This window comes from Streptomyces griseoruber, from assembly GCF_001514205.1.
Lineage (GTDB): Bacteria > Actinomycetota > Actinomycetes > Streptomycetales > Streptomycetaceae > Streptomyces > Streptomyces griseoruber.
In genome coordinates this window covers 94,270-120,387 of sequence record NZ_KQ948778.1, presented here as the reverse complement: position 1 = coordinate 120,387, position 26,118 = coordinate 94,270, and the positions used below count along the sequence as shown (strand labels likewise).

The following is a 26,118-nucleotide window of genomic DNA, read 5'->3' as shown; positions in this document are numbered from 1 at the left end:
GAAGAGGCTTATTTCGTGGCGAACATCAAGTCCCAGATCAAGCGGATCAAGACCAACGAGAAGGCTCGGCTGCGCAACAAGGCCGTCAAGTCCTCCCTGAAGACCGCGATCCGCAAGGCCCGTGAGGCCGCTGCCGCGGGTGACCTCGAGAAGGCCACCGAGCTCCAGCGCGCTGCCGCGCGTCAGCTCGACAAGGCCGTCTCGAAGGGTGTCATCCACAAGAACCAGGCCGCCAACAAGAAGTCGGCGCTGGCTTCCAAGGTCGCGACCCTCAAGGGCTGAACCCCTTCGTTGATCTGATCGCCGGAAGGACCCAGAGCGGGCCCTCTCTCATCCGCTCCCGACCGGCACCCAGAGCCTGTACGCGGCCTGCGTTCGCCACGCGGGTACGGGCTCGACAGTCGTGAACCGAAGGCCCCGGCCTCCCACCCTTCCCCAGGGCGGGGGCCGGGGCCTTCGGCGTGCCGGGCCTTCGGCGTTCCCGGTCACATCCAGAACTGGTCCGCCTTCTCCATGTCCGCGACGCACTCGTCGAGGTCGGTGATCTTGTCTCCCATGATCCGGAAGACGATGCCGCCCGTCTCGTCGATGTGCTTGCCGGCCCGGTCGGCGGTGAAGTGGTGCACGGACATGACATGCCCGCGGCCGTCCACGAACAGGTTGCGCAGCTCGACGCGGAACGATCCGCCCGTCTCCGAGTAGAGCCGGCCGTAGTAGTCGTTGAGGACCGCGTCCACCCCCTTGTAGTCCCCGGAGAGCGGGTGGGAGCCGGGGACGTGGTGCGTACAGTCCCCGGTCATCATGGAGCGCAGGGTGTCCATGTCTCCGCGCTGGAAGGCCTCGTATCCCTCGCGGACTATCTTCGCGTGTGGGTGTTCAGCCACGGCGATCGCCACCTCTCCTTGTCGGGCGACAGGGGCCGATACGCACGATTCTCCTCCGGGAAGTCCCTACCGTCCTCTGGAGCGGGCGGCCCGCGCGATGGCGACGACCGCCTTCTCCAGCGCGTACCCCGGGTCGTCCCCGCCGCCCTTCACCCCCGCGTCCGCCTCGGCCACCGCCCGCAGCGCCACGGCCACCCCGTCCGGGGTCCAGCCCCGCATCTGCTGGCGCACCCGGTCGATCTTCCACGGGGGCATGCCCAGCTCCCGCGCGAGATCGGCGGGCCGGCCGCCGCGCGCGGAGGACAGCTTGCCGATGGCCCGCACGCCCTGCGCCAGCGCGCTGGTGATCATCACGGGCGCGACGCCGGTGGCCAGCGACCAGCGCAGCGCCTCCAGGGCCTCCGCGGCCCGCCCCTCCACCGCCCGGTCGGCGACGGTGAAGCTCGACGCCTCGGCCCGCCCGGTGTAGTACCGCCCCACGACGGCCTCGTCGATCGTCCCCTCGACGTCGGCGACCAGCTGCGTCACCGCCGAGGCCAGCTCCCGCAGATCGCTGCCGATGGCATCGACGAGCGCCTGGCACGCCTCGGGCGTCGCGGACCGCCCGGTGGCCCGGAACTCCTGCCGCACGAACGCCAGCCGGTCGGCCGGCTTGGTCATCTTCGGACAGGCGATCTCCCGCGCCCCGGCCTTGCGGGCGGCGTCCAGCAGCGCCTTGCCCTTGACCCCGCCGGCGTGCAGCAGCACCAGCGTGATCTCCTCGGCGGGCGCCGAGAGGTAGGCCTTCACGTCCTTGACGGTGTCGGCCGACAGGTCCTGCGCATTGCGTACGACCACGACCTTGCGCTCCGCGAAGAGCGAGGGGCTGGTCAGCTCGGCGAGAGTGCCGGGCTGCAACTGCTCGGGGGCCAGGTCCCGTACGTCCGTGTCGGCGTCGGAGGCGCGGGCGGCGGCCACCACCTCGTGCACGGCACGGTCGAGCAGAAGGTCCTCCTGGCCGACGGCGAGCGTCACCGGGGCGAGGACATCGTCATTCGCAGTCTTCCTGGCCATCGGGTACAGCATCGCACGAGCCACTGACAGCCCGGTCCGCGTGCCGACGGGCGTCGTGCGGGGCGGGTACGGGTACGGGTGCACGGTGGCCGGTGGCCGGTGGCCGGTGGCCGGTGGCCGGTCGCGCAGTTCCCCGCGCCCCTGAGGGGGTTGCGGTCGCCCCCGCTCTACGGCTCCTCCCGCCACCCCTCCCACTCGGCCGCGAACGCGTCCAGTTCCGCGGCCTCGAACCGGCCCTCCTCGTCGCGCAGTACCACCAGCCACTGCGCGTCCTCGGCGTCGTCCTCACCCGCCAGCGCGTCCCGGACGAGCAACGGCTCCTCGCGTATCCCGAACCGGTCCACGAGCGCCTGAGCCACCTCCTCCGCCGCATCACGGTCGGGCAGCACCAGCACATGTCTCACATCGCTCACGGAGCCATTTTCCGGCACCCGGGGCATGCCCCCGCCCGCGTCTCAGCCCTTCGGCACGATCTGCACGTCCAGCTCGACCAGGATGCTCGGCCCGACCACCGCGATCCCCCGCGCCAGCATCGTCTGCCAGCTCACGGTGAAGTCGTCCCGGTGCAGTTCGGTCCGCGCCCGGCAGGCCGCCCGCATCTCGCCGCCCATGCCGTTGCCGAGCCCGAGGTACTCCGTGTCCAGGGTCACCGTCCGCGTCACGCCGTGCAGCGACAACGCCCCCGTCACGGCCCACCGGCTCCCGCCCTTGTGCGTGAACCGTTCGCCGTAGAACTCCAGCGTCGGATACCGCTCCACGTCCAGGAAGTCCGCCGACCGCAGGTGCTCGTCCCGCATCCGGACGTTGGTGTCGATGGAGGCCGCGTCGATCACCACGTGCATCGCCGACTGGTCCATCCGCTCCTCGATCCGCACCACTCCGGCGAAGGAGTTGAACCGCCCGTGGATCCGGGCCAGCCCGATGTGCCGCGCGGTGAACCCGATCGAGGAATGCGTCGGCTCGATGTCCCAGTCCCCCGGCGCCGGCAGCTCCGGCGGCCGCGCCAGCTGGAGGGTCACGTCGCCGAGCGAGGCCAGCGCGTTCTCCCCGACCGTCGCGGTCGCCCGGTACGGGGTGAACCCCTCGGCGGACACCGCCAGCCGGTACTCACCGGCCGGCACCGTCGTCACGAAGGCCCCGAACGGATCCGTCCCGCCACTGACGACCTTGCGCCCCATGGCGTCGCTCACCGCGAACTCCGCGTTGCGCACGGGTTCGTTGACCGGATCCAGCACCCGGCAGCTCAGCACCCCGGCGTTCTCCGGGGTCCGGACCGCCGCGAGGGGACTCGTCCGTTGCACCCGGTTCGTGTGATTTCCCATCCAGCGGCCGAACATCAACGCCACCCCTGCGCGACTTGACTCCACCTGTTGCCGAAGACCCATTCGATCACCGATGCGGCTTTCGAGGCAACACGATCCCAATTACGCCCGCGGGCCCGCTTCTGCCGCCCTCACCTCCGGCACCTGTTCCAGCACGATCCCGAACCGCTCCCGGTACACCCCGAGCACCTCCTCGTCCGTCACCAACTCCCTTTCCTCGCTGTCCCCTTCAGGCGCGGTCACCTTCAGTCGCCGCCCGCTGAGCGTGATCCTGCCCCCGTCCCGAGTCACCCGCGAACAGACCAGCGACCGTGTGAAGTGCGACTCCGGCGAGGTGCTGTGCCACCAGGCTCCGGCCACGAAGTCCCCGAGCACCCTCGGCCTGACCTCCAGCCGGTACTGCGGCGAGCCGTCCCGTACGACGTCCAGATCGCCCGCGCCCTCGATGCCGGCGCCGGCGCCGGTGTCGGTCTGGGTCTCGGTCTCGGCCTTGGCCTCGGCGATCCGGAACACCCCACCCGGGTCCTTCTGCTCACCCCGGTCCGCCCAGCGCAGCGGGTGGTGGCTGTGCGCCCCGAACCCCACGTCGGCCAGCCATGACCCGCCGTCCGCCGTGCCCACCCTGAGCGCCATGTGGTCGTACGGGATCCCGAGCCGCCCCGACGCCCCGAACACCCGCGCCGCCAGGAACGTCACCTCGAACCCGAGCGCCGTCAGCAGGGTCCCGAACGCCCCGTTCAGCTCGTAACAGAACCCTCCCCTGCGCTCCTCCACCACCTTCTCGACCAGCCGCCTCTCCTCCAGCACGATCCGCTCACCGAGCTGGACCGAGAGGTTCTCGAAGGGCACGGTCAGCAGATGCCTCAGATGGAGTTCGCTCAGGGCGGCGGCCGTGGGGCGGGGCGTGCGGGCGACCCCGAGGCGGCGCAGATACGCGTCGACCAGGCGGCCGTCCGAGCGGGCGTCCGAGCGGACGTCCGAGCGGACGTCCGAGGGAGTGGCCGAGCGGGCGTCCTGGTGTGTGGGATCCATGCCCTCAGTCTCGCGCCACCCGCAGCGCCCCGGCCATGCCGGCGACCGCCAGCGCCCCGTCCCGGTCCGTCCGCAGCACCCTGGCACCTCCCGCCTTCAGCGCCGCGACCGTACCGGGGGCCGGATGTCCGTACGGGTTCCCCACCCCCGCGGAGATCAACGCCAGCCTCGGCGCCACCGCCCGTATGAGGTCCGGATCCTGGTAGGCCGAGCCGTGGTGGGCCACCTTGAGCACATCCACCCGCCGCACCGAGCCGCCCGCCGGTGAGCGCAACAGCGCCCGCTGGGCCGGGGGTTCGAGATCGCCGAGCAGCAGCATCCGCAGCCCGCCCGACCGGACCAGCAGGGTCACGCTCGCGTCGTTCGGCCCGTCCGGTTGCGGGACCGGTTGCGGGGGCGGCCACAGCACCTCCCAGTCGAGCGGCCCGGCCCGGCGCCGCTCCCCCGCCACGGCCCGCAGTACCGGAAGGTGCCGTGCCCGTGCCTGGTTCCGTACGAACTCCACCTGGTCCAGCGGCTCCTCGAACCCCGTCGTCTCGATCGCGCCCACCTCCCGTCCCCGCAGCACCCCGGGCAGTCCGGCCACATGATCGGCGTGGAAGTGGGTGAGCACCACCAGCGGCACCCGGGTGATGCCGAGCGTGCGCAGACACCGGTCGACCGGCTCCGGGTCCGGCCCGGCGTCCACCACCACTCCCGTGCCCCCGCCCGCCGCCAGGACCGTCGCGTCGCCCTGCCCCACATCGCACATCGCCAGCCGCCAGCCCGGCGGCGGCCAGCCCGTGAGCACCCGGGTGAGCGGCGGCGGCCGCACCACGGCCAGCAGGAACACCATCCCGCAGACCGCGCACAGCCACGGCCGGCCCGGCAGCCGCCTGCCGAGCAGCACCACCGCAGCCGTGACGAGGGCGAGCAGCAGCGCCCCTGCCCAGCTGCCGGGCCAGTCCACTCCCCCGCCGGGCAGCGCCGCCCCGGCCCGCGCGATCCGCGCGATCCAGCCGGCCGGCCAACTCGCGCACCAGGCCAGCGCCTCGGCCACCGGCATCGCCACCGGTGCCGTCGCCAGCGCGGCGAAGCCCAGGACGGTCGCGGGCGCCACCGCGAACTCCACGAGGAGGTTGCACGGCACCGCCACCAGGCTCACCCGCGCCGAGAGCACCGCGACGACCGGCGCGCACAGGGCCTGCGCCGCCCCCGCCGCAGCCAGCGCCTCGGCCGGCCGCGGCGGCACCCCGCGCCCGCGCAAGGCGGCACTCCAGCGCGGCGCCAGCGTCAGCAGGGCGCCCGTGGCGAGCACCGACAGCAGGAAGCCGTAACTCCGGGCCAGCCACGGGTCGTACAGGACCAGCAGCAGGACCGCCGTGGCCAGCGCCGGGACGAGGGATCTGCGGCGGCCGGTGGCGAGGGCGAGCAGCACCACCGCTCCGCAGGCCGCGGCCCGCAGCACACTCGGATCGGGCCGGCACACCACGACGAAGGCGAGGGTGAGCGCTCCGCCGAGCAGCGCGGTGGCCCGCAGGGGGATGCCGAGCCGGGGCGCCAGGCCACGGCGTTCGACCCGCTGGGCCAGCCCGGGCGGGCCGAGGAGCAGGGCGAGGACGATGGTGAGGTTGCTGCCGGACACGGCGAGCGTATGGGCGAGGTCCGTCTCCTTGAAGGCCTCGTCCAGTTCGGGCGTGATCCGCGCGGTGTCTCCGACGACCAGCCCCGGCAGCAGCGCCCGGGCGTCCGCCGGCAGGGGGTCGGTGGCCTCCCGCAGGCCCGCCCGCAGCCGGCCGGCCGTTCGCTGGACCGCCGACGGCTCCCGCACGACCTGCGGCGCCCGGGGGCCCCGCACCCGCAGCACCGCCGCGATCCGGTCCCCTCCCGTCAGCGGCGGAGCCAGCCGCCCCGTCACCCGTACCCGGGTGGACGGCAGCAGCCGCAGCCACGGCGACTCCCCGGCCGCCACCCGCCCGGCCGCCCGGACGTCCACCAGCATCAGCACCGGTGTCCGTGTCGCGACCACGTCCCCTTCCAGCCCCTCGACCCTGCGGACCTCCGCGTCGATCAGCACGGAGTCCGGGACCGCGTGGTCCCCGCTGACCCGGGGCCGGGTGAGCCGTGGATCGGAGGTCAGCTCGACCTCGGCGGTCACCGTCGGATACCTCCCCGCCAGCGCCGGCACCGGTCCCCGCCGCAGATCGGCCCCGTGCAGTCCGGCCGAGGCCGCCGCCGCGGCGACACAGAGCAGCGAGGCGGCCACGGTGAACCGCGCCCGGCCGCCGCCCGAGCGCCGCGCCGCCAGCAGCGCGACCGCCCCGACCAGACAGCCGAGCACCAGGCCCACCACGATCCCCGGCGTGGCGTCCAGGGTGAGCGCCGCCGTGGCCCAGGCCGCCGACGCGGGCGGCACCAGCCGCAGATCCACCGGTCCCTCCTGCCGCGGATGCGCGTCCCCCAGCCGCTTGCCGGAGGCGGCGTGGACGCGGCGGCGGGGGCGTGCGGCGGGGGCGCTTCCGGGCCGTGCGCGGTCGGGCGGAGTGGTCTCCGCCTCCTCGCCCGCGCTCATGGCCGGACCAGGTTCCGTAGCTCGGCGTAGCGGCGCTCGCCGATGCCGTCGACCTCGCGCAGCTCGTCCACCGAACGGAAGCCGCCGTGCCGGGTGCGGTGGTCCACGATGTGCTGCGCCAGCACCGGGCCGACGCCCGGGAGGGTGTCGAGTTGCTCGACGGTGGCCGTGTTGAGTGAGACGGGCGCCGAGGGCCCGGCCGCCGCCCCCGGTCCGGCAGGTCCCGCCGCTCCCGCGGCCGCCGGGGGCGCGGGTCCGCCGACGACGACCTGTTCGCCGTCCACCAGGAACCGTGCCCGGTTGAGGCCTTCGGTGCTGGTCCCGGGCCGCACCCCGCCGGCCGCGCTCAGCGCGTCGACGACCCGGGAACCGGCCGGAAGACGATGGATGCCCGGCTTGCGGACCTTCCCGCTGACATCCACCACGATCTCGGCCCCGGGCGCACCGGCCGGCGGGGAGGCCTCGGCCGCCGCCCTCTTCTCCTCGAAGGGAGCCGCCGCCCGCACCACCTCCGGGGGCCGGACCGGCTCGGCCCCGCCCGTCCAGAAGTGCTGTACGGCGAAGCCGACGGCGACGACCAGCACCACGGTCAGCGCGAGCGCGCTCCCGCGCTCCATCCCGCAGCGCGTCTGCACCCACACCGGCATCCGCTCCCACAGAGCCGACACGCACCGCTCCCGTCGGCCGCGTGCCCGGTCCACGTCGAGCGCCGACGGCTCCGGCTCGTCGGGCGGTCCCTCCCGGGCCTCGCCGACACCGGCGTCCGCGTACCGCTCGCCGTCAGCGCCCCGCGCCGCGAACAACACCTCCGCCCGTCGGCGCAGTTCCTCGGCGGAGGCGTGCCGCGTACGGCCGTCCGAGCCGGGTGCCCGGCCGGGGCCGCTGGTCGCGTGGTGGGTGCGTGAACGTGAGGTCGAGCGTGATCGAAGTGCCATGCTCCGAGGATCGGACACATCGCCGGATCGCGATGATCTTGCTCAATTCCCGGGGATTACCTCCCGGTTGTGGACAACTCCGCCACTCGCACGAGTGAGGAAAGGGAGGAGTCCGCCGGCTCCGCTACCGCGGCGACACCACAACTCCCAGCAGCCCGGGCCCCGTATGCGCCCCGATCACCGCGCCGACCTCGCTCACATGGAGGTCGGCCACGCCGGGCACCCGCGCCCGCAGCCGGTCCGCCAGCGCCGACGCCCGTTCGGGAGCGGCGAGATGGTGCACGGCGATGTCGACCCGGGCGCTGCCCGCACGGTCGGCCCCCAGCTCCTCCAGGCGGGCGATGGCCTTGGACGCCGTACGCACCTTCTCCAGGAGGTCGATGCGGCCGGCGTCCAGCTGGAGCAGCGGCTTCACGGCGAGCGCCGAGCCCAACAGGGCCTGGGCGGCGCCGATCCGGCCGCCGCGGCGCAGATAGTCGAGGGTGTCGACGTAGAAGTAGGCGGCGGTGCCGTCGGCCCGTTTCTCGGCGGCGGCGACCGCCTCGTCCACGGTGCCGCCCGACTCGGCGGCCTCGGCCGCGGCGAGCGCGCAGAAGCCGAGGGCCATGGCCACCATGCCGGTGTCCACCACCCGCACCGGCACCGGCGCCTGACGTGCCGCGACGACCGCCGCGTCGTAGGTGCCGGAGAGTTCGGCGGACAGGTGCAGGGAGACGATGCCGGTGGCGCCGGCCTCGGCGGCCCTGCGGTAGGTCTCGGCGAAGAGCTGGGGGCTGGGGCGCGAGGTGGTGACGGGGCGTCGCTTCTGCAGTGCCTGGGCCAGGGAGCGGGTCGAGATCTCGGTGCCCTCTTCCAGGGCCTCGCCGCCGAGGACGACGGTCAGGGGCACCGCGGTGATGCCGTGGCGCTCCATCGTCCCCTGCGGCAGGTAGGCCGTTGAATCCGTGACGATCGCGACATGGCGGGACATGAGCTGGAGGTTACCTGGCGTAGCGCGTGGACGGCAGCCCGGCCCCTCTCGCCTGGACAGGCCTTGACCGAATCCGGTATGGATCACATACCGGACGTCTCGGGGCGGGGCTTCTTCTGCCAGGGGTAGGTGGGGCGCGGTCCGGTCGGGTCGATCGCGGGCCGGGCCGGCTCCGGTGCGGTGTGTGTTCCCGGTGTCTGCGGTCGCGCCTGCGGCCGCGAGGTCTGCGGGGTGTCCTCGGTGGTCCAGTGCCGCAGGGCGCCGGCCTCGACGTCGATCTGGGCGCTGAGGGCGTCCAGATCGTCCTCGGCGAAGCGGCGGGCGCGGTCCCGGGCCGCCCAGCGCAGCGAGTCCGCCGAGCCCGTGACGCGCTCGGTGCGCTCGCGCAGGGACGGCAGCCGCTCGGCGAGCTTCGCCCGGTCGGGCTCGGACTCCAGCCGCTTGAGCTCGCCATCCAGTTCATGGCCGTGGGCGCTGAGCCGCTGGAACAGGCCGAGGGACTCCCTGAGGGACTCGTCCTCCGCCACGCCCGCGTGCAGCGCGTCCTGCGTGGCCCGCATCGAGGTGCGCAGCTTGAGCCGGAGCTGGGCGATCTCGCCGACCGGTCCCGGCTGGGCGAAGGACTTGGCCCGCAGGGTGTGGTCCTCGACCGTGCGGCGGGCCTGGTCGATGGTGCGGTCCACCCCGCGCTTGGCGGCGCCGACCGCCTTCACCGTCGCGTAGACGCCGAGCACCGTGAGCAGCACGAAGAGCAGGGCGACGACTGCGATCACTGCTTCCACGGGCTCCTCCTAGGGCGATCCGCTTCCCTCATCAAACGGTAAACGAGACGGGCAGGTGCGGAGTTCCGGAAGAACCCCGAACCTGCCCGTACACGACCCTTAGGGGGCGACGATCAAGCCATGGCCGGCGGACTACGCCGGAACGATGTTGACCAGCTTCGGAGCCCGCACGATCACCTTGCGGATCCCCGCCCCGTCCAGCGCCTTGACGACGTTCTCGTCGGCCAGGGCCACCTTCTCCAGCTCCTCGTCGGAGATGGCCGGGGACACCTCCAGACGTGCCCTGACCTTGCCCTTGATCTGGACGACGCAGGTGACGCTCTCGTCCACGACGTACGCCGGGTCGGCGACCGGCAGGTCCTGGTGCACGACCGAGTCGGTGTGGCCCAGCTTGCGCCACAGCTCCTCGGCGATGTGCGGGGCCAGCGGGGCGACCAGCAGCACCAGGGCCTCGGCGACGGTGCGCGGCAGCGCCCCGCCCGCCTTGGTCAGGTGGTTGTTCAGCTCGGTGATCTTGGCGATGGCGGTGTTGAAGCGCAGGCCCTCCAGGTCCTGGCGCACTCCGTCGACGGCCTTGTTCAGCGCCCGCAGGGTGGGCTCGTCGGGCTCGGCGTCGACGACGGTGACCTCGCCGGTGGTCTCGTCGACGATGTTGCGCCACAGGCGCTGCAGCAGCCGGTACTGGCCGACGACCGCGCGGGTGTCCCACGGGCGGGAGACGTCCAGCGGGCCCATCGCCATCTCGTACAGCCGCAGGGTGTCGGCGCCGTACTCGGCGCAGATCGTCTCCGGGGTGACCGAGTTCTTCAGGGACTTGCCCATCTTGCCCAGCTCGCGCTTGACCGGCTCGCCCGCGTGGAAGTAGCCGCCGTCGCGCTCCTCGATCTCGGTGGCCGGCACCGGGAAGCCACGGCTGTCGCGGTAGACGTAGGCCTGGATCATGCCCTGGTTGAACAGCTTGTGGAACGGCTCGGCGGACGAGACGTGCCCCAGGTCGAACAGGACCTTGGACCAGAAGCGGGCGTACAGCAGGTGCAGCACGGCGTGCTCGGCGCCGCCGACGTACAGGTCGACGCCGCCGTGCGGGCGGCCCTCGCGCGGGCCCATCCAGTAGCGCTCGATCTCGGGGTCGACCAGCCGCTCGCTGTTGTGCGGGTCCAGGTAGCGCAGTTCGTACCAGCAGGATCCGGCCCAGTTGGGCATGGTGTTGGTCTCGCGGCGGTACGCGCGCGGTCCGCGGCCGTCGCCCAGGTCCAGGGTGACGCTGACCCAGTCCTCGTTGCGGGACAGCGGGGTCTCCGGCGAGGTGTCCGCGTCGTCCGGGTCGAAGGTGCGGGGCGAGTAGTCCTCGACCTCCGGCAGCTCCAGCGGCAGCATCGACTCGGGCAGGGCGTGGGCGATGCCGTCCTCGTCGTAGACGATCGGGAAGGGCTCGCCCCAGTAGCGCTGGCGGCTGAACAGCCAGTCGCGCAGCCGGAAGTTGACGGTGCCCTGGCCGATGCCCTTGCGGGCCAGCCACTCGGTGACGCGGGCCTTGGCCTCGGCGACGGGCAGGCCGTCCAGGGAGATGTCGTCGTTGGACGAGTTGATGATCTTCGCGTCGTAGGACCCGAAGGCGTTCTCCCAGGTGGCGGTGTCGGTGCCGCGGCCGTCGGTCGGCTCGACGATGCAGACGATCGGCAGCTCGAAGGCGCGCGCGAACTCGAAGTCGCGCTGGTCGCCGGCCGGGACGGCCATGATCGCGCCGGTGCCGTAGCCCATCAGCACGTAGTCGGCGATGAAGACGGGGATCCGCTCGCCGTTGACCGGGTTGGTCGCGTAGGCGCCGGTGAAGACGCCGGTCTTGTCCTTGGCCTCGGCCTGCCGCTCGACGTCGGACTTGGAGCCGGCCTGGGCGCGGTAGGCGGCGACGGCCTCGGCGGGGCTCCCGTACCCGCCGGTCCACACGTCGTGGGTGCCCTCGGGCCAGGCGGCCGGGACGAACTTGTCGACCAGCGGGTGCTCGGGCGCCAGGACCATGTAGCTGGCGCCGAACAGGGTGTCCGGGCGGGTGGTGAAGACCGTGATGTGCTCGCCGTCGATGGGGAAGTCGACGCGGGCGCCCTCGGAGCGGCCGATCCAGTTGCGCTGCTGCAGCTTGATGGCCTCGGGCCAGTCCAGCGCGTCCAGGTCGTCCAGCAGCCGGTCGGCATAGGCCGTGATCCGCATGTTCCACTGGCGCAGCTTGGCCTTGAAGACGGGGAAGTTGCCGCGCTCGGAGCGGCCGTCGGCGGTGACCTCCTCGTTGGCCAGGACGGTGCCCAGGCCGGGGCACCAGTTGACCGGCGCGTCGGAGGCGTAGGCCAGCCGGAAGTCGCCCAGGACGTCGGCGCGCTCGGTGGCGGTCAGTTCGTTCCACGCGCGCGTGTGGCCCGGGACGCCGCGCTCACCGGACTCGAACTGGGCGATCAGCTCGGCGATCGGGCGGGCCTTGGCCGCCTCGTCGTCGTACCAGGAGTTGAAGATCTGCAGGAAGATCCACTGGGTCCACTTGTAGTAGCCCGGGTCGATCGTGGCGAACGACCGGCGCTTGTCGTGGCCCAGGCCCAGCCGGCGCAGCTGGGACTTCATGTTGGAGATGGCGGCCTCGGTGGTGACCCGGGGGTGCTCGCCGGTCTGCACGGCGTGCTGCTCGGCGGGCAGGCCGAAGGCGTCGAAGCCCAGGGTGTGCAGGACGTTGTGGCCGGTCATGCGCTGGAAGCGCGCGAAGACGTCGGTCGCGATGTAGCCCAGGGGGTGGCCGACGTGCAGGCCCGCACCGGAGGGGTACGGGAACATGTCCATGATGAACTTCTCGGGGCGGGCGACGACCGCGGGGTCCCCGGCCAGGTCGCCCTTGGGGTTGGGGGCGGCGTAGGTGCCCTCGGCGTCCCAGAAGTCCTGCCAGCGTGCCTCGATGTCGGCGGCCATGGCCGCCGTGTAGCGGTGTGGCGCGGCATCCGCCGACATGCCAGTGGTGGCAGCGGGGTTCGTCTCGCTCATGATCCTCAAAGCTCCATCGATCGTCTCTGCCGACTGCTGCGACTTCCCGGAAACGAAAAATCCCCTCGCACAGGAGGGGACGCCGCGCCGATGCCGAACCGTCCGGTCCACCGGCGTTCGGGACTGATCAGCGCGGCCCGCTAAGCAGAAGGCGTACGGCACGCATGGCGCTAGGGTACCGCAGGGGTTGAGCAAGCTGCGACGGACTTACGTATGACCTACGGACACCGGGCACACCCGGCCGAAGTTGAACAAAGGTCAAGGATTACTTCGCGTAACAGCAACTAAAGGGACATCGTCCCGCCCAGATGGTCACTTGATAACAACGCAATAACTCAAACCTCGTACCCATCGGTATGGAGCCGCTTAGAGTTCGGCAGCGGGACCGCTTTCCCGAAACTGCTCGGAGTTGCCCCCATGAACCCTCTTCTCAACAACAGCTCGATCCCCAAGCCCGGCCGATCGGCCTACGGGGTGGCCTCGGCTGTCGTCCTGGTCCTCATACCCATAGTCGTGCTCGCCGGCGGGGACCAGGTCCAGGCCTTCCTCAACTTCGGCGCGGGCGTCCTGTCGCTGGTGTGCCTCACCTGCTCGGTCATCTGGGGCCTGGTCGCCCAGGACCGGCTGATCCTCAACACCCGCCAGCGCATCATCGCGCAGGGCGTCCACCGGGTGACCGCCGTCGGCTCGATCGCCTTCCTCTTCGTGCACATCACGGTCAAGATCGCGCTGCAGCACACCGTCCTGCTCGCCGCGATCATCCCGTTCTCCCAGGGGGTCACCGGAATCGGCGGCCTGATCGGCCTCGGCTCCGCGGCCGGCCTGCTCATGATCTTCGTGGGCATCACCGGTGCCCTGCGCAACCAGTTCGCCGCCCCGGCCGAGGTCGCCGCCCGCTGGCGCGCCATGCACATGCTCGCCTACCCGGCGCTGTGCTTCGCCCTGATCCACGGCCTCTATGCGGGACGACTGGCCAAGCCGTTCTTCTTCTTCGCATACGAACTGTGCCTGGCCGGCGTCATGGCCGCCCTGCTGCTGCGCGCCGCCCCGCGCGAGTTCAAGCGCAAGGTCGCCGACAAGATCACCATGATGATGGGCACCCAGGACCGCTACGCCATGGAGGGTCTGGAGGCGTCCCGCGCGCGGATGGCCGAGGGCGACTACGACCGTCCCGCCCGGCCCTCCCGCGCGTCCAGGGACGAAGGCAGGGACACCGGCCGCGGGAACCCGCAGACCTCGTCGCTGTTCGGCATGCCGGCCGGCACCGACACCGGGGGCGGGTACGCCGCCGCCTACCGCTCCGCCAACACGCCCGGCGGGCAGCAGCCGTACGCGGGAGTGGCCGACCAGACCGCGCGCATGAACATGCCCACCGACATGCAGGCCACCGCCGCGATGCCGCGCACGGACACCGGCGGCAGCACCTCCGGCAGCTGGCCGATCCCGTCCCCGCCGCCGGTCGGCGAGGCGCCCCCGTCGGCGTACGACCCGATGCAGGACACCGGGTTCAACATCCCGGTCTATGGCAATTCGGGCAACCCGGGGTACGGCGGACGTGATGTGTACAACACCGGTGAGACGAACGCCCAGTACGGCACGTACAACTCGAACGACACGTACAACAGCGGTCCCGCCAGTGCACCATCGCCCGGAGCGTCCACGGACAATCCGGGTTCGGGCGAACCTTGGAACACGCCTTCCGGAGGCTATAGGTGAACGAGGCCCTGCCCGACGTCCCAGAAGTCCGCGTGGTCGGCCTTCCACAGCTCACGTCGGGCTTCGACCTTGTCGAGAGACTTGACCTGCCCATGCACCTCAAGGTGCATGGGCCGCTCGAACCCATGGGCGGGGAGAAGCTCGCGCAGCTCTCCGAACGCATCAACCTCAAGGGACGCGGCGGCGCGGGCTTCCCGTTCCACAAGAAGCTGCGCTCGGTCGCCGACGCGGCGATCAAGCGCGGCGTCCGGCCGGTCGTCGTCGTCAACGGCAGTGAGGACGAACCGGCCTGCCGCAAGGACACGGTGCTGATCAACCGTGCCCCGCACCTCATCCTGGACGGCGCACTGCTGGTGGCGGAGGCGCTGGGTGCCCGCACGCTCGTGGTGGGGGTCACCCGGGAGTCGACCGAGCGCTCCATGGAGGCCGCCCTCGCCGAGCGGGGCCTCGGCACCGGCCGCCGCTCGGCGCTGAAGGCGTTCGTCCAGCGCAACCCGATCCGCATGGTCACCGGCGCCGCCGCCTCGCTGATCCGCTCCATCGACGGCGGCCCGGCGATCCCGCCCGGCCGCAAGACCAGCGCCTCGCAGAGCGGCGTCGGCGGCGCGCCGACCCTGCTGTCCAACGCCGAGACGTTCGCGCAGCTGGCCATCGCCGCCCGCATCGGACCCGAGCGCTACGGCAACACCGGCCTCTACGACGAGCCGGGCACCGTCATGCTGACGGTCTCCGGCGCGGTCGCCCGCCCGATGGTGATCGAGGTCCCCACGGGCGTCCCGCTGCGGTACGTCCTCCAGCTGGCCGGCGCCCCGCCGGTGCCGCAGGGTGTGCTGACCGGCGGCTACCACGGCCGGTGGATCGACGCGGCGACGGTCAACGAGGCCGTCGTCTCCCGCAATTCACTGGACGCGGTGGGCGGCGCGCTGGGCGCCGGCGCGATCCTGCCGATCAGTCAGGAGACCTGCCCGCTGGGCGAGTCGCTGCGCGTGGCGCAGTGGCTGGCGGACGAGAGCGCGGGACAGTGCGGTCCCTGCTACCTCGGTCTGCCCGCCGCCGCGCGCGGTATGGAGGACATCATCAACGGCGGCGGCCCGGCCGCGCTGGAGGCCCTCAAGCAGGTCGCCAAGAACGTCAAGCGGCGTGGGGCGTGCTCGCACCCCGACGGCTCCGCGATGTTCCTCGAGTCGACCATCAAGGCGTTCACCGACGACCTCGCGGCGCATGTGCTCGGAAACGGCTGCGGACGGCCGGTGGAGGGCGTTCTCCCGCTCTTCGAGGAGGGCATGGCCCCGGCGGCCATCACGAGCGGCGGCGCGTCCCAGGACACCGGCGACAGCCGCCAGAAGATCTTCGTCGACTGGACCCTGTGCCGGGGCCACGGTCTGTGCGCGGACATCCTCCCGGAGGTCTTCCAGTTGGGCGCCGACGGCTTCCCGACCGTGGCCCAGGCGAAGGTGCCGCGGTACGCGGAGGCGAAGGCGCTGCGCGCGGTACGCCGCTGCCCCGCCCTCGCCCTGCGCCTGGAGGAGGACACGCGCGGTTCGGCACCCGCCAAGAACCTTCCGGTGCTCTCCCAGGGCCGCGGCCGGCGCGCGCTCGGCCGCTGACCCCCACACGGAAGGGGCCGCCTGTTTCCAGGCGGCCCCTTCGACGTCGTACCCCATCGACGCACAAAGAAAGATCCCGCCAGGTCGGATTCGACCTGGCGGGATCTTTCTTCTGTGGAGCTAAGGAGAATTGAACTCCTGACCTCCTGCATGCCATGCAGGCGCTCTACCAACTGAGCTATAGCCCCTTGCGGCCACGCGGCGGAGCCGCATTTCGACCTTGCCTCCGGGTTTCCCTGGCGGCGACGCCAACATTACACGGTCCAGGGGGTGGACCACCAAATCGTTTCCGTTCTGTCCACTTTGACCGGAATGTCAAGCGGTGACGAATGAATAGAACCGCTTGAGCGTGCAGTGCTCCTCCAGAAGCCGGCCGTAGATCGGCTCGCCCTCCAGCTCGCGGTACGTCTCGATGGGGTCGCCTTTTATGATCAGCGCCCGTGCGCATTCCTCGCACCAGTACTGGTAGTCGGGGTTGACCGGCTCCATGTCACGGACGATCGGGGTGCCGCTGCCGCACCAGTCGCATTTCCGCCTGTGTGCACCCATGAATCAGCTCCAGCTGTGGCCGCAGGCCGTGCACACGTAGGAGATCCCGCCGTTGTCGCCGAGAACCTGGGCCACGAACGCCGAACCGCAGGAAGGGCAGCTGAGCCGGGTGGCCTTGCCCCGTGTCAACGCCGCTCCGGAGAGGTGGCCGACCTCTCCGAGGATGCTCGCAGGCATCGCTACTCCCTCCCGTCGGGCCGCGCCCCCTTCCGGCCGTTTGATTCTGCCACGGCCGGGCCAATACGGTCAGCGACGCCTCAGTACCAGTGTGGACACAGCAGCGCCTCCGCAGAGGTATACGCCTGGTGAGGCGGTTCCGACTCAAGTGCGCTTCCCACAGGGGCTGCAGGAACGAGAAGGACCCCGTCCGATCGAGTCGATCGGACGGGGTCCTGTCGCTGTGGAGCTAAGGAGAATTGAACTCCTGACCTCCTGCATGCCATGCAGGCGCTCTACCAACTGAGCTATAGCCCCATCTGTTCTTCCCGCTCCTGCGGGCCGAACAAGAAGAACTTTAGCCTGCGACCTGCCGGAAAGCGAAATCGGCTCAGTCGTCGTCGCCGAGCACCGGTTCCGGCAGGGTGCCGGCGTTGTGCTCGAGCAGGCGCCAGCCGCGGGCGCCCTCGCCGAGGACGGACCAGCAGCAGTTGGAGAGGCCTCCGAGGCTCTCCCAGTGGTGCGCCTCCAGGCCGAGGAGACGGCCGATCGTGGTGCGGATGGTGCCGCCGTGGCTGACGACGACGAGCGTGCCGTCCTCGGGCAGCTTCTCGGCGTGCCGCAGCACCACGGGCGCGGCGCGGTCGGCGACCTCGGTCTCCAGTTCGCCGCCACCGCGGCGGACCGGCTCGCCGCGCTTCCACGCCGCGTACTCGTCGCCGTACCGGCCGACGATCTCCTCGTGCGTCAGCCCCTGCCACACGCCCGCGTAGGTCTCGCGCAGGGCCTCGTCGTGGGTGATCTCCAGACCGGTGAGCGCGGCCAGCTCGGTGGCGGTGGCCGCGGCGCGCGAGAGGTCGGAGGCCACGATGGCGTCCGGCTTGAGGGAGGCCAGCAGCCGGGCGGCACGGCGGGCCTGGGCCACGCCGGTGCCGGTCAGCTCGACGTCCGTGGTGCCCTGGAAGCGGCGCTCCACGTTCCACGCGGTCTGGCCGTGCCGCCACAGGATGACGCGCCGGCCCCGGCCGGGGCCGCGGTCGGCGGGCCGGTCGGGGGCGCTCACCGCAGTTCCCCGAACCCGGCGGTGTCGTCCTCCTCGGCCCGCAGCTTGGCGTACTCGGCGGCCTTGCCCCTGGTGGCCCGGGCGTCCTCGGGCAGCTCCAGCTCGGGGCAGTCCTTCCACAGCCGCTCCAGGGCGTAGAAGACGCGCTCCTCGCTGTGCTGGACGTGGACGACGATGTCGACGTAGTCGAGCAGGACCCAGCGGGCCTCGCGGTCGCCCTCGCGGCGGACCGGCTTGGCGCCGAGCTCCTTCTGCAGCCGCTCCTCGATCTCGTCGACGATCGACTTGACCTGGCGGTCGTTGGGCGCGGAGGCCAGCAGGAAGGCGTCCGTGATCGACAGCACGTCGCTGACGTCGTAGGCGATGATGTCGTGCGCGAGCTTGTCGGCGGCCGCCTGGGCGGCGGCGGTGATGAGCTCGATGGAGCGGTCGGTGGCGGTCACTACGTGGCTTTCCGTCGGCGGTCGTTTGCCCTCAAGGGTCTCACGGACCACCGACGGCCCCCCACGCGATTAAGGGATCACCAGGTCGCGAGGGGGGTGCTGCGGCTGTGACGGGGGCTACGACGACGGGGGCTACGACGACGAGGGCTCGTAGTCCTGGCCGAGGACGACGGACACATCGGCGTTCCCGGAGACCTTCCCCTTCTTCACGGTGCTGGTGGGCAGGCCCAGGGTCTTGGCGACCTCGGTGGCGTTCTCCTTGTCGGCGGCGTCCGCGTACAGCACCCGGGAGGCGGCCTGCGCGGCCGGGGCCGTACCGCCGTCCAGGAAGGTGAAGCCGCCGTTGAGGAGCACCACGCGCGCGTCCTCGGTGTCGGCCTTGGTGCCGCCGGCGTTCTGCACGGAGACGCTGACGGCCGCGTCCTTGTCGGGGCTCTTCGCGGTGCCGCCGAGGACGTCCTTGACGACGCTCGCGCTGTCCTCGGCGCTGAGCGTGCCGTCCGCCTGCACCGGCAGCAGCGCGGTCTTGTAGTCGCCGCCCTTGGCGAGGTCGGAGAGCTTGGCGAGGAAGGTGCCGAGGTCCTTGTCGGTGAGGGAGGGGTCCAGGATCTGGGCGAGCGTCTCGACGGTGGTGGTCGCCGCGCCCGGATCGGAGGAGACCTTGCGCAGGACGCCCTGCATGACCTGGCCGAACCGCTCCAGCTGGGCGTTCTGCGCCTCACCGGAGGCACGGTAGGTGGCGTAGGCGACGGCCATCTTGCCGCTGAGGGTCTGGTCCTCGCCCTTGTTGACGAGGGGGGCCTGGCCCTTCTTCTTGGCGGCCGGGTCGGGGACGTCGGTGTCGGTGTCGACCTCGATGTTGCCGACGAGGTCGACGAGGTTCTGCAGATAGGGGGTGTCCAGCCGCCAGGTGCCCTCGATGTCGGTGCCGAGGACGGTGTCCAGGGCGTCCCGGGTGCCGTCGGAGCCGTCGTCGTCGACGGACTTGGCGAGGGTCGTGGTGGTGCCGTCCGTGTCGGTGAGGACGAGGGAGTTGGGCAGCAGGACGGTGGTGCCCCGCTTGGTGGTGGTGTTGTCGACGAGCAGCGCCGTGCTGGTGCCGCCCCCGGAGGTGTTGTGGAGGTGGACGACGACCACGTCCCGCTTCTGGGCGGCGCTCGCGGTGGTGGTGCCGGCCTTGGAGCCGGTGGACGAGGACAGTCCGGGCAGCTTCCCGGCGAACCAGAGGTAGCCCACGCCGCCGACCGCCACCAGGGCGAGGACGACGGTGAGCGCGACGAGCCGGCTGCGGGCGCGGCGCTTGGCCTCCTCGCGGCGCTCGGTGCGGTTCTCGGTGAAGTTCAGCCAGTCGATGACGTCCTCGGAGTCCCCGTCGGGCTCCTCCACGAACGCGAACTGCCCGGTGTGGTACTCCGGCCCGTCCCGCTCGGGGGTCTCGTCCCCGGCCCGCTCGTCCGTCTCGTCCGAGGCCGGTCCGGCCTGCTGCGGGATGTAGGCGGTCTGCTCGGCGGTACGGGGCTGCTCGGCCCGGGGCTGCTGTGCGCCGACGACGGTCTGCCCGTAGGGGTCGTACGGGGCGGCGGTACCGGTGTCGTACGGGGCGTAGCCGCCCCCGGTCTGCTGGACGGCGGTGCCGTACGGGTCGTAGGGGGGCGCCTGCTGACCGGTCTGGGCGTACGGGTCGTACCCGTAGCCCTGCTGGTTCTGGTACCCCTGCTGCCCCTGCTGTTCCTGCTGCCCGTAGGGGTCGTAGCCCTGCTGCTGGGGCGGCTGGGCGGGCGTCACCTGCCGGTAGATCGGCTGCCCGTACTCGTCGTAGCCGACGAGCTCGTACGGGTCGCCCCCGTACCCCGCGTCATATCGGTCGTTCACCGGTACCCCTCTCGGCTCACTCGCCGCGGTACAGCTCGCGCTTGTCGATGTAACGCACGACTCCGTCCGGCACCATGTACCAGATGGGGTCTCCCTTGGCGACTCTCGCACGGCAGTCCGTCGAGGAGATGGCCAGCGCGGGAACCTCCACGAGGGAGACGCCGCCCTCCGGGAGACCGGGGTCCGTGAGGTGGTGGCCGGGCCGGGTGACCCCGATGAAGTGCGCCAGGGAGAACAGCTCCTCGCTGTCGCGCCAGGTCAGGATCTGACCGAGGGCGTCGGCACCGGTGATGAAGAAGAGGTCGGTGTCGGGGTTGAGGGCCCGCAGGTCGCGCAGGGTGTCCACGGTGTAGGTGGCACCGCCGCGGTCGATGTCGATACGGCTGACCGAGAACTGGGGGTTCTCGGCGGTCGCGATGACCGTCATCAGATAGCGGTCCTCGGCCGGGGAGACCCGGCGGTGGCTCTTCTGCCAGGGCTCACCGGTGGGGACGAACACGACCTCGTCCAGGTGGAACTGCGCGGCGACCTCGCTGGCCGCCACGAGGTGTCCGTGGTGGATCGGATCGAACGTTCCGCCCATGACCCCCATGCGGCGCTTTCCCGGGTTCGACGGGCCGGTAGGCATGTCCTGCTCTCCCATGCGTGCAGACCCTACCGGCCCGTCCTGAGGGCACCGGCCGGCCGATGCCCGAAATGCCAAGCTATGGACGGCATCAACACGGAGTGCCTCAGCGGTCGCGGTTGAAGCGCGTGGTGACCCAGAGCAGAAGCATCAGGATGATGAACGCGCCACCGCCGGTGAGCAGCGGGTTCAGGCTGTCGTGGTTGCCACCGTGCTCCTCGCCCTCGGCGGCGAGGGTGACCAGCTGGGCAGCGGCGCTGTGAAGGCTCATCTTCGGCAGGACCTATCCGGTGGGCGGGATAAAGACGTCGGCCCATCGTAAGCGGGGCGGTCGGCGGCGATCACGCCGACTCCGCCAATGGGAACCTTCGCGCGGACTCAGTCGTCCTTCCGCTTGTAGCCCCGCAGTACGAACCACGCGGTGAGCACACAGCCCAGGATCATCACGATCAGTACGACACGGAGAAGGTTCCCCGCCCCCTGCTGTCGGGCGGCCTCGGTCAGCCAGACGGCCGCGGGGTGCTGCTCCATGGTTCGGGACTCCTTCGGTGTAGTGCCCGTCCACGGTAACTCCGCCTAGGCTGGGCTCTGCTTCGGGGGCGCAAAGGGCCGCACAAGGGTCCGCAAAGGGCGGGCCGCACGAAGAGGGCCACACAGACGCACATGGGGGAGTACATGTCCGACGACGGCCGCGAGAACAACGGCTCCGAGAACGTGCCGAGCAGGCAGCGCACACGGTTCCCCGGGATCTCCTCGCGCGCGTACGAGCACCCGGCCGACCGCTCCGCCCTGGTGGCGCTGCGCAAGCTGAGCGGTTTCGACACGGTGTTCAAGGCACTCAGCGGGCTGCTGCCCGAGCGGAGCCTGAGGCTGCTGTTCCTGTCCGACTCGGTGCGGGTCTCCGACCAGCAGTTCACGCACCTCAACGACATGCTGCGGGACGCGTGCTACATCCTGGACCTGGAGAAGGTCCCGCCGATGTACGTCAACCAGGACCCGCAGCCGAACGCGATGTGCATCGGCCTGGACGAGCCGATCATCGTGGTCACCACCGGTCTCGTCGAACTGCTCGACGAGGAGGAGATGCGGGCCGTCATCGGTCACGAGGTGGGCCATGCCCTGTCCGGGCACGCGGTGTACCGCACGATCCTGCTCTTCCTGACGAACCTCGCCATCCGGGTCGCCTGGATCCCGCTGGGCACCATCGCGATCATGGCGATCGTCACGGCGCTGCGCGAGTGGTTCCGCAAGTCGGAGCTGTCCGCCGACCGTGCCGGTCTCCTCGTCGGCCAGGACCTGAAGGCCTCGATGCGCGGTCTGATGAAGCTGGCCGGCGGCAACCATCTGCACGAGATGAACGTGGACGCGTTCCTGAAGCAGGCCGAGGAGTACGAGGAGAGCGGCGACCTGCGCGACTCCGTCCTGAAGATCCTGAACGTCCTGCCCCGTACGCACCCCTTCGCCACGGTCCGGGCGGCGGAGCTGAAGAAGTGGGCCGAGTCCCGCGACCACCAGCGGATCATGGACGGCCACTACCCGCGCCGTGACGAGGACAAGAACACCTCGGTCTCCGACTCCTTCCGCGAGTCCGCCTCCCACTACGCGACCAACATCAAGACCTCCAAGGACCCGCTGATGAAGCTGGTCACCGACATCGCGGGCGGCGCCGGCGGCCTGGGCGGCCGAGTCCGCCGAGGCTTCGACGGCTTCACGGGCACGCCGCAGCGGGATGAGGAGCCCCCTGCGGAAAGCACCTCCTGAGAATCGCGGGGCCGGCCCGCAGACTCAGAACTTCGGTTCCGCACCGGCCGCCAGCGTCCCGCACCACGCCGCGGCGCTGCCGGCCGCGTACGGATCGGTCCCGGCCGGACGGCCCGCCGCGGTCTGGCCGGCCAGCAGCGGCCGCAGATGGTTCGTGGAGTCCTCCGCGCAGGACAGCGGCCCCGCCTGCACGGTCGCCGCGACGATCTGCGTCTGGCGGGTCCGCAGATCCTCCCGGTCGAACCGGAACAGCAGCTCCCGGCGGACGGTGAACAGGGAGGCCGGTGCCTTCGCGTCGGCCCCGGCCGGCCGCAGCGCGTACACGAAGGTGTGCTCCGCGGTGACCTCCAGCGTCGCCGAGTCGGTCTCGGTGACCGTCAGCGTGCCCTGGACCCGGACCTTGCGGTCGGCCAGCTCCGTCCGGGCGGGGTCGAAACGCACCAGCCAGCCGGTCGGCGCGTGCCGCCCGTCGGCCGCCGGATGGCTGAAGCTCTGGTCGAACTGGTCGAGCTGCTCGGCGTCGATCAGCCCGCGCACCGGCTGCACCTCCTGCCCGGTGAGCACCTCCGGGTAGAGGGAGGAGCGCACCAGGTACTCCTTGGCGGTGGTCAGGGCGGTGACCACCTGGCTGTCGGAGAAGTGCGCGGTGCGCCGGGCGGCCGGCAGCGGGATCCCCTCGGCGCCGACGCGGAACCGCGCGGCCGGGCTGTGGGCGAACAGCGACGCGGTGTCGGCCGTGCCGGGCACCACCCCCAGCGGGGCCAGCGGGACGACGGTCATCTGCAGGGGTTCCACGGCCCGCCGTGTGGCGGAGCTCTGGTACGGGTTGCGTACGCCCATGTAGATCGCGGTGCCGAAGGCGACGGCGATCAGCAGGACCAGGATCAGGGCCTGCCGGGACAGACCCCGGTGCAGGGGCGGGCGGCGGCGTACGGCGGGCGCGTGGTCGGCCATGCGCTCCAGGGCCGAGTACTCCTGGAGCCGGGCAGCGCGGACGAACGATTCGTCGAAGACGACGGATCGGTATTCGTCCTCTCCACCTCCGGGAGCGCCCTCGGGTGTCCCCTCCGGTGGGTCGCCAGGCCCGCTCATACTTTCAGGGTAGGTCGCGGGGGGCTCGGGTAAACGCCCCGCTGCGCGACAAGTTCTGACAGGTTCTCACCAGGTTCGGCGCGCCGGACAGGCCCGGGCCTCAGGGCGTGCGGGGCACGGCCGATACCGCCGGCCTGGACTGGTCGACGGAGGCGGGGGGCGCCGCGCTGCCCTGTTCCAGCCCGGTCGAGGCGGGCGGCGGCACCTGGTCCCGGCTGCCGGAGGAGGAGCCCCGGTAGACCGCGGCGAAGGCCAGCGCGACCATGCCGACGCCCATGACGACGGCGAGCATCCAGGCGACGGGACGGTGCCAGCGGACCTGTTTGCCGTACGGCCCGAAGGGGCCGCGGTGGCCGTACTGGTCGTCGTCGTCCAGGTCGTCGAAGTCGGGATCATGGCCGAAATCGCCGGGGCCGTACGCGTCGTCGTAGCGGTCGCCGCGCGCGCGGGTGCGGCGTGCTTCGGCCTCGGAGGCCTCGGCTCTCGCCTCGGCGGCGGCCAGCAGGCGCTCTACGGCGGACGGCTCGTGCACCACGGCCGCCCGTACGAAGGCCTCGTCGAAGACCACGGAGGCGAACTCTTCGTCCGACACCCCGCGGTCGTGGTCGTCGTCGGGCTCCCAGCCGTCAGGGAACGGCGTGCCCCCCACGTCCTCCGGCACGGATCCAGAGTAGACCTGGGGGGTCGGTTTGGGCAGGCGGTAGGGAAATTCATCCGTCGGATGAGACGCCTCTCACGGCGGCGTGTCAGCGCCGTACGTGTCCGTCGCCGGTGACGATGTACTTGGTGCTGGTCAGCTCCGGCAGGCCCATCGGGCCCCGGGCGTGCAGCTTCTGGGTGGAGATGCCGATCTCCGCGCCGAAGCCGAACTGGCCGCCGTCGGTGAACCGGGTGGAGGCGTTCACGGTGACCGTGGTGGAGTCGACCAGCTGGGTGAACCGGCGGGCCGCCTGCTGCGAGGTGGTGACGATCGCCTCGGTGTGGCCGGAGGTCCACAGCCGGATGTGCTCGACGGCCTTGTCGAGGGAGTCGACGACGGCGGCGGCGATGTCGTAGGAGAGGTACTCGGTCTCCCAGTCCTCGGCCGTGGCCTCCACGACGGTCGCCTTGGAGTCCTTGGCGTACGCCATGACCCTTTCGTCGGCGTGGACGGTGACCCCGGCCTCGGCGAGGGCGTCCAGGGCGCGGGGCAGGAATTCGGCGGCGATGTCCTGGTGGACCAGGAGGGTCTCGGCGGCGTTGCAGACGCTGACCCGCTGGGCCTTGGAGTTGATCAGGATGCCGATCGCCATGTCGATGTCGGCCTGGGCGTCGACGTAGACGTGGCAGTTGCCGGTGCCGGTCTCGATGACGGGGACCTTGGACTCCATGACCACGGTCTGGATCAGGGAGGCGCCGCCGCGCGGGATGAGGACGTCCACCAGGCCGCGGGCGCGCATCAGCTCGTGCACGGACTCCCGGCCCTCGCCGGGCACCAGTTGGACGGCGTCGGCGGGCAGCCCGGCGCCGCCGACGGCGTCCCGCAGGACCCGGACGAGGGCGGTGTTGGACTCGTAGGCGGAGGCGGAACCGCGCAGGAGGACCGCGTTGCCGGACTTCAGGCAGAGGGCGGCGGCGTCCACCGTCACGTTCGGGCGGGCCTCGTAGATGATGCCGACGACGCCCAGCGGGACGCGGACCTGGCGCAGGTCGATGCCGTTGGGGAGGGTGGAGCCGCGGACGACCTCACCGACCGGGTCGGGCAGGGCGGCGACGTCCCGGACGTCGGAGGCGATGGCCCGCACCCGCTCCGGCGTGAGGGTCAGCCGGTCGATGACGGACTCGGCGGTGCCGGCCTCGCGGGCCTTGGCGATGTCCTTGGCGTTGGCCTCGACGATCTCGCTCGTACGGACCTCCAGCGCGTCCGCGATGGCGAGCAGCGCGTCGTCCTTGGCGGCCCGGGGCAGTGGCGCGAGGTCGGCGGCGGCGGCCTTGGCACGGTAGGCGGCCTGGGTGACCGGGGACATGGCGTCGTACGGGGAGAGCGTGGTCATACGGGAAGGGTAGTGCGCCGGGCGGAAGGGGCCATGGTCGTCCACGGCCCGTCCCAGAAACCGAGACACCTTCCCGACGCCCGAAAGGATCCGGGGCCGGAAGGGCCGAGGGCGGCGAGAAGGGCCGAGGGGCCGAGGGCGAGAAGGGCCGAGGGGCTGGAGGGGCCGAGGGCGAGAAGGGCCGAGGGGCTGGAGGGGCCGAGGGCGAGAAGAGCCGAGGGGCTGGAGGGGCCGAGGGCGAGAAGAGCCGAGGGGCTGGAGGGGCCGGAAGGGCCCGGGGCGAGAAGACCCGATGGGCTGGAGGCGCTGGGGGCCGGAAGGCCGGAAGGCCGGAAGGCCGGAAGGCCGGAAGGCCGGAAGGCCGGAAGGCCGGAAGGCCGGAAGGCCGGAAGGCCGGAAGGCCGGAAGGCCGGAAGGCCGGAAGGCCGGAAGGCCGGAAGGCCGGAAGGCCGGAAGGCCGGAAGGCCGGAAGGCCGGAAGGCCGGAAGGCCGGAAGGCCGGAAGGCCGGAAGGATCCTGGGGTGGAAGGGCCCGAGGTCAGAAGGGCCCAGGGTCGGCAGACCCGGGATCGGACAGGGCCAGGATCGGAAGGGCTAAGCGTCGGACCGGCCCAGGATCGGCCGGGCCAGGGCCGACAGGCCAGGGCCGACA

General features: G+C 71.6%; 25 protein-coding genes and 2 tRNA genes. 4 read left to right on the top strand and 23 right to left on the bottom strand.

Annotated elements, in window-relative coordinates:
* Window positions 1–15: 15 nt before the first annotated feature.
* Window positions 16–282 carry a 30S ribosomal protein S20 gene (gene rpsT, locus AQJ64_RS33480; RefSeq protein ID WP_055634278.1) on the top strand — a complete coding sequence of 89 codons (267 nt, stop codon included), beginning with the start codon at window positions 16–18 and terminating at the stop codon, window positions 280–282.
* 203 nt (window positions 283–485) lie between these two features.
* Here rpsT and AQJ64_RS33475 read toward each other — a convergent pair whose 3' ends face one another.
* The 10 genes from AQJ64_RS33475 to leuS form a co-directional block, all read right to left on the bottom strand.
* Window positions 486–884, bottom strand: coding sequence for a nuclear transport factor 2 family protein (locus tag AQJ64_RS33475; RefSeq protein WP_055634288.1), 399 nt, complete (start codon window positions 882–884; stop codon window positions 486–488).
* A 66-nt stretch (window positions 885–950) separates the two neighbouring features.
* The gene (gene holA, locus AQJ64_RS33470; protein ID WP_206189707.1) at window positions 951–1,937 is read right to left on the bottom strand and encodes a DNA polymerase III subunit delta; all 987 of its coding nucleotides are present in this window, start codon (window positions 1,935–1,937) and stop codon (window positions 951–953) included.
* 167 nt (window positions 1,938–2,104) lie between these two features.
* Window positions 2,105–2,350, bottom strand: coding sequence for a hypothetical protein (locus AQJ64_RS33465; protein ID WP_079062099.1), 246 nt, complete (start codon window positions 2,348–2,350; stop codon window positions 2,105–2,107).
* A 42-nt stretch (window positions 2,351–2,392) separates the two neighbouring features.
* Window positions 2,393–3,274 carry a YceI family protein gene (locus AQJ64_RS33460; protein WP_079062098.1) on the bottom strand — a complete coding sequence of 294 codons (882 nt, stop codon included), beginning with the start codon at window positions 3,272–3,274 and terminating at the stop codon, window positions 2,393–2,395.
* 87 nt (window positions 3,275–3,361) lie between these two features.
* Window positions 3,362–4,291 (bottom strand): arylamine N-acetyltransferase family protein, encoded by a 930-nt coding sequence (locus AQJ64_RS33455; RefSeq protein ID WP_079062097.1) that lies wholly within the window; start codon window positions 4,289–4,291, stop codon window positions 3,362–3,364.
* Window positions 4,292–4,295: 4 nt separating this feature from the next.
* On the bottom strand, window positions 4,296–6,842 hold the full coding sequence (locus tag AQJ64_RS33450; protein ID WP_079062096.1) for a ComEC/Rec2 family competence protein: 2,547 nt from the start codon (window positions 6,840–6,842) through the stop codon (window positions 4,296–4,298).
* Entirely contained in the window at window positions 6,839–7,777 is a 939-nt protein-coding gene (locus AQJ64_RS33445) for a ComEA family DNA-binding protein (protein ID WP_099053968.1), read from the bottom strand. The genes AQJ64_RS33450 and AQJ64_RS33445 overlap by 4 nt, the downstream gene beginning before the upstream one ends.
* Window positions 7,778–7,901: 124 nt before the next feature.
* The gene (locus tag AQJ64_RS33440) at window positions 7,902–8,747 is read right to left on the bottom strand and encodes a DegV family protein (protein ID WP_055634274.1); all 846 of its coding nucleotides are present in this window, start codon (window positions 8,745–8,747) and stop codon (window positions 7,902–7,904) included.
* A gap of 83 nt (window positions 8,748–8,830) precedes the next feature.
* The gene (locus AQJ64_RS33435; RefSeq protein ID WP_079062095.1) at window positions 8,831–9,529 is read right to left on the bottom strand and encodes a hypothetical protein; all 699 of its coding nucleotides are present in this window, start codon (window positions 9,527–9,529) and stop codon (window positions 8,831–8,833) included.
* A 132-nt stretch (window positions 9,530–9,661) separates the two neighbouring features.
* Window positions 9,662–12,550 carry a leucine--tRNA ligase gene (gene leuS / locus AQJ64_RS33430; RefSeq protein ID WP_059203247.1) on the bottom strand — a complete coding sequence of 963 codons (2,889 nt, stop codon included), beginning with the start codon at window positions 12,548–12,550 and terminating at the stop codon, window positions 9,662–9,664.
* A gap of 417 nt (window positions 12,551–12,967) precedes the next feature.
* Here leuS and AQJ64_RS33425 point away from each other — a divergent pair, with 417 nt between their 5' ends.
* Together AQJ64_RS33425 and AQJ64_RS33420 are read left to right on the top strand one after the other, a co-directional pair.
* The gene (locus AQJ64_RS33425) at window positions 12,968–14,266 is read left to right on the top strand and encodes a cytochrome b/b6 domain-containing protein (protein ID WP_206189627.1); all 1,299 of its coding nucleotides are present in this window, start codon (window positions 12,968–12,970) and stop codon (window positions 14,264–14,266) included.
* Window positions 14,263–15,873 carry an NADH-quinone oxidoreductase subunit NuoF family protein gene (locus AQJ64_RS33420; protein WP_055632190.1) on the top strand — a complete coding sequence of 537 codons (1,611 nt, stop codon included), beginning with the start codon at window positions 14,263–14,265 and terminating at the stop codon, window positions 15,871–15,873. The genes AQJ64_RS33425 and AQJ64_RS33420 overlap by 4 nt, the downstream gene beginning before the upstream one ends.
* Window positions 15,874–15,988: 115 nt before the next feature.
* On the opposite strand, the gene AQJ64_RS33415 is transcribed toward AQJ64_RS33420, so the two are convergent.
* From AQJ64_RS33415 to AQJ64_RS49830, 10 genes are all read right to left on the bottom strand, one after another.
* Window positions 15,989–16,061 (bottom strand) — tRNA-Ala (locus AQJ64_RS33415).
* A gap of 127 nt (window positions 16,062–16,188) precedes the next feature.
* Window positions 16,189–16,422 (bottom strand): hypothetical protein, encoded by a 234-nt coding sequence (locus AQJ64_RS33410; RefSeq protein WP_003976229.1) that lies wholly within the window; start codon window positions 16,420–16,422, stop codon window positions 16,189–16,191.
* Window positions 16,423–16,425: 3 nt separating this feature from the next.
* Complete coding sequence (locus tag AQJ64_RS48465; RefSeq protein ID WP_107103374.1) at window positions 16,426–16,599, bottom strand: hypothetical protein; 174 nt, start codon at window positions 16,597–16,599, stop codon at window positions 16,426–16,428.
* Between the two features lie 224 nt (window positions 16,600–16,823).
* Window positions 16,824–16,896: transfer RNA gene (locus tag AQJ64_RS33405), tRNA-Ala, on the bottom strand.
* Between the two features lie 73 nt (window positions 16,897–16,969).
* Window positions 16,970–17,641 carry a histidine phosphatase family protein gene (locus AQJ64_RS33400; RefSeq protein ID WP_055632189.1) on the bottom strand — a complete coding sequence of 224 codons (672 nt, stop codon included), beginning with the start codon at window positions 17,639–17,641 and terminating at the stop codon, window positions 16,970–16,972.
* On the bottom strand, window positions 17,638–18,084 hold the full coding sequence (gene rsfS, locus AQJ64_RS33395; protein WP_055632188.1) for a ribosome silencing factor: 447 nt from the start codon (window positions 18,082–18,084) through the stop codon (window positions 17,638–17,640). Before rsfS ends, AQJ64_RS33400 begins: the two co-directional genes overlap by 4 nt.
* A gap of 132 nt (window positions 18,085–18,216) precedes the next feature.
* Window positions 18,217–19,956, bottom strand: coding sequence for an LCP family protein (locus AQJ64_RS33390; RefSeq protein WP_055632187.1), 1,740 nt, complete (start codon window positions 19,954–19,956; stop codon window positions 18,217–18,219).
* Window positions 19,957–19,972: 16 nt separating this feature from the next.
* Complete coding sequence (gene nadD, locus AQJ64_RS33385) at window positions 19,973–20,599, bottom strand: nicotinate-nucleotide adenylyltransferase (protein WP_055632186.1); 627 nt, start codon at window positions 20,597–20,599, stop codon at window positions 19,973–19,975.
* 88 nt (window positions 20,600–20,687) lie between these two features.
* A complete protein-coding gene (locus AQJ64_RS49835; protein WP_099053884.1) occupies window positions 20,688–20,852 on the bottom strand; it encodes a hypothetical protein in 165 nt (54 codons plus the stop codon).
* Between the two features lie 107 nt (window positions 20,853–20,959).
* Complete coding sequence (locus AQJ64_RS49830) at window positions 20,960–21,112, bottom strand: hypothetical protein (RefSeq protein ID WP_099053883.1); 153 nt, start codon at window positions 21,110–21,112, stop codon at window positions 20,960–20,962.
* Between the two features lie 144 nt (window positions 21,113–21,256).
* Here AQJ64_RS49830 and AQJ64_RS33380 point away from each other — a divergent pair, with 144 nt between their 5' ends.
* A complete protein-coding gene (locus tag AQJ64_RS33380) occupies window positions 21,257–22,342 on the top strand; it encodes a M48 family metallopeptidase (RefSeq protein ID WP_055632192.1) in 1,086 nt (361 codons plus the stop codon).
* 24 nt (window positions 22,343–22,366) lie between these two features.
* On the opposite strand, the gene AQJ64_RS33375 is transcribed toward AQJ64_RS33380, so the two are convergent.
* The 3 genes from AQJ64_RS33375 to AQJ64_RS33365 all read right to left on the bottom strand — a co-directional run bounded on the left by AQJ64_RS33375 (window position 22,367) and on the right by AQJ64_RS33365 (window position 25,467).
* Window positions 22,367–23,434, bottom strand: coding sequence for an SCO2583 family membrane protein (locus AQJ64_RS33375; protein WP_055632185.1), 1,068 nt, complete (start codon window positions 23,432–23,434; stop codon window positions 22,367–22,369).
* A 100-nt stretch (window positions 23,435–23,534) separates the two neighbouring features.
* Window positions 23,535–24,095 carry an SCO2584 family spore wall biosynthesis protein gene (locus AQJ64_RS33370; RefSeq protein ID WP_055632184.1) on the bottom strand — a complete coding sequence of 187 codons (561 nt, stop codon included), beginning with the start codon at window positions 24,093–24,095 and terminating at the stop codon, window positions 23,535–23,537.
* A gap of 85 nt (window positions 24,096–24,180) precedes the next feature.
* The gene (locus AQJ64_RS33365) at window positions 24,181–25,467 is read right to left on the bottom strand and encodes a glutamate-5-semialdehyde dehydrogenase (protein WP_055632191.1); all 1,287 of its coding nucleotides are present in this window, start codon (window positions 25,465–25,467) and stop codon (window positions 24,181–24,183) included.
* Window positions 25,468–26,118: the final 651 nt, after the last annotated feature.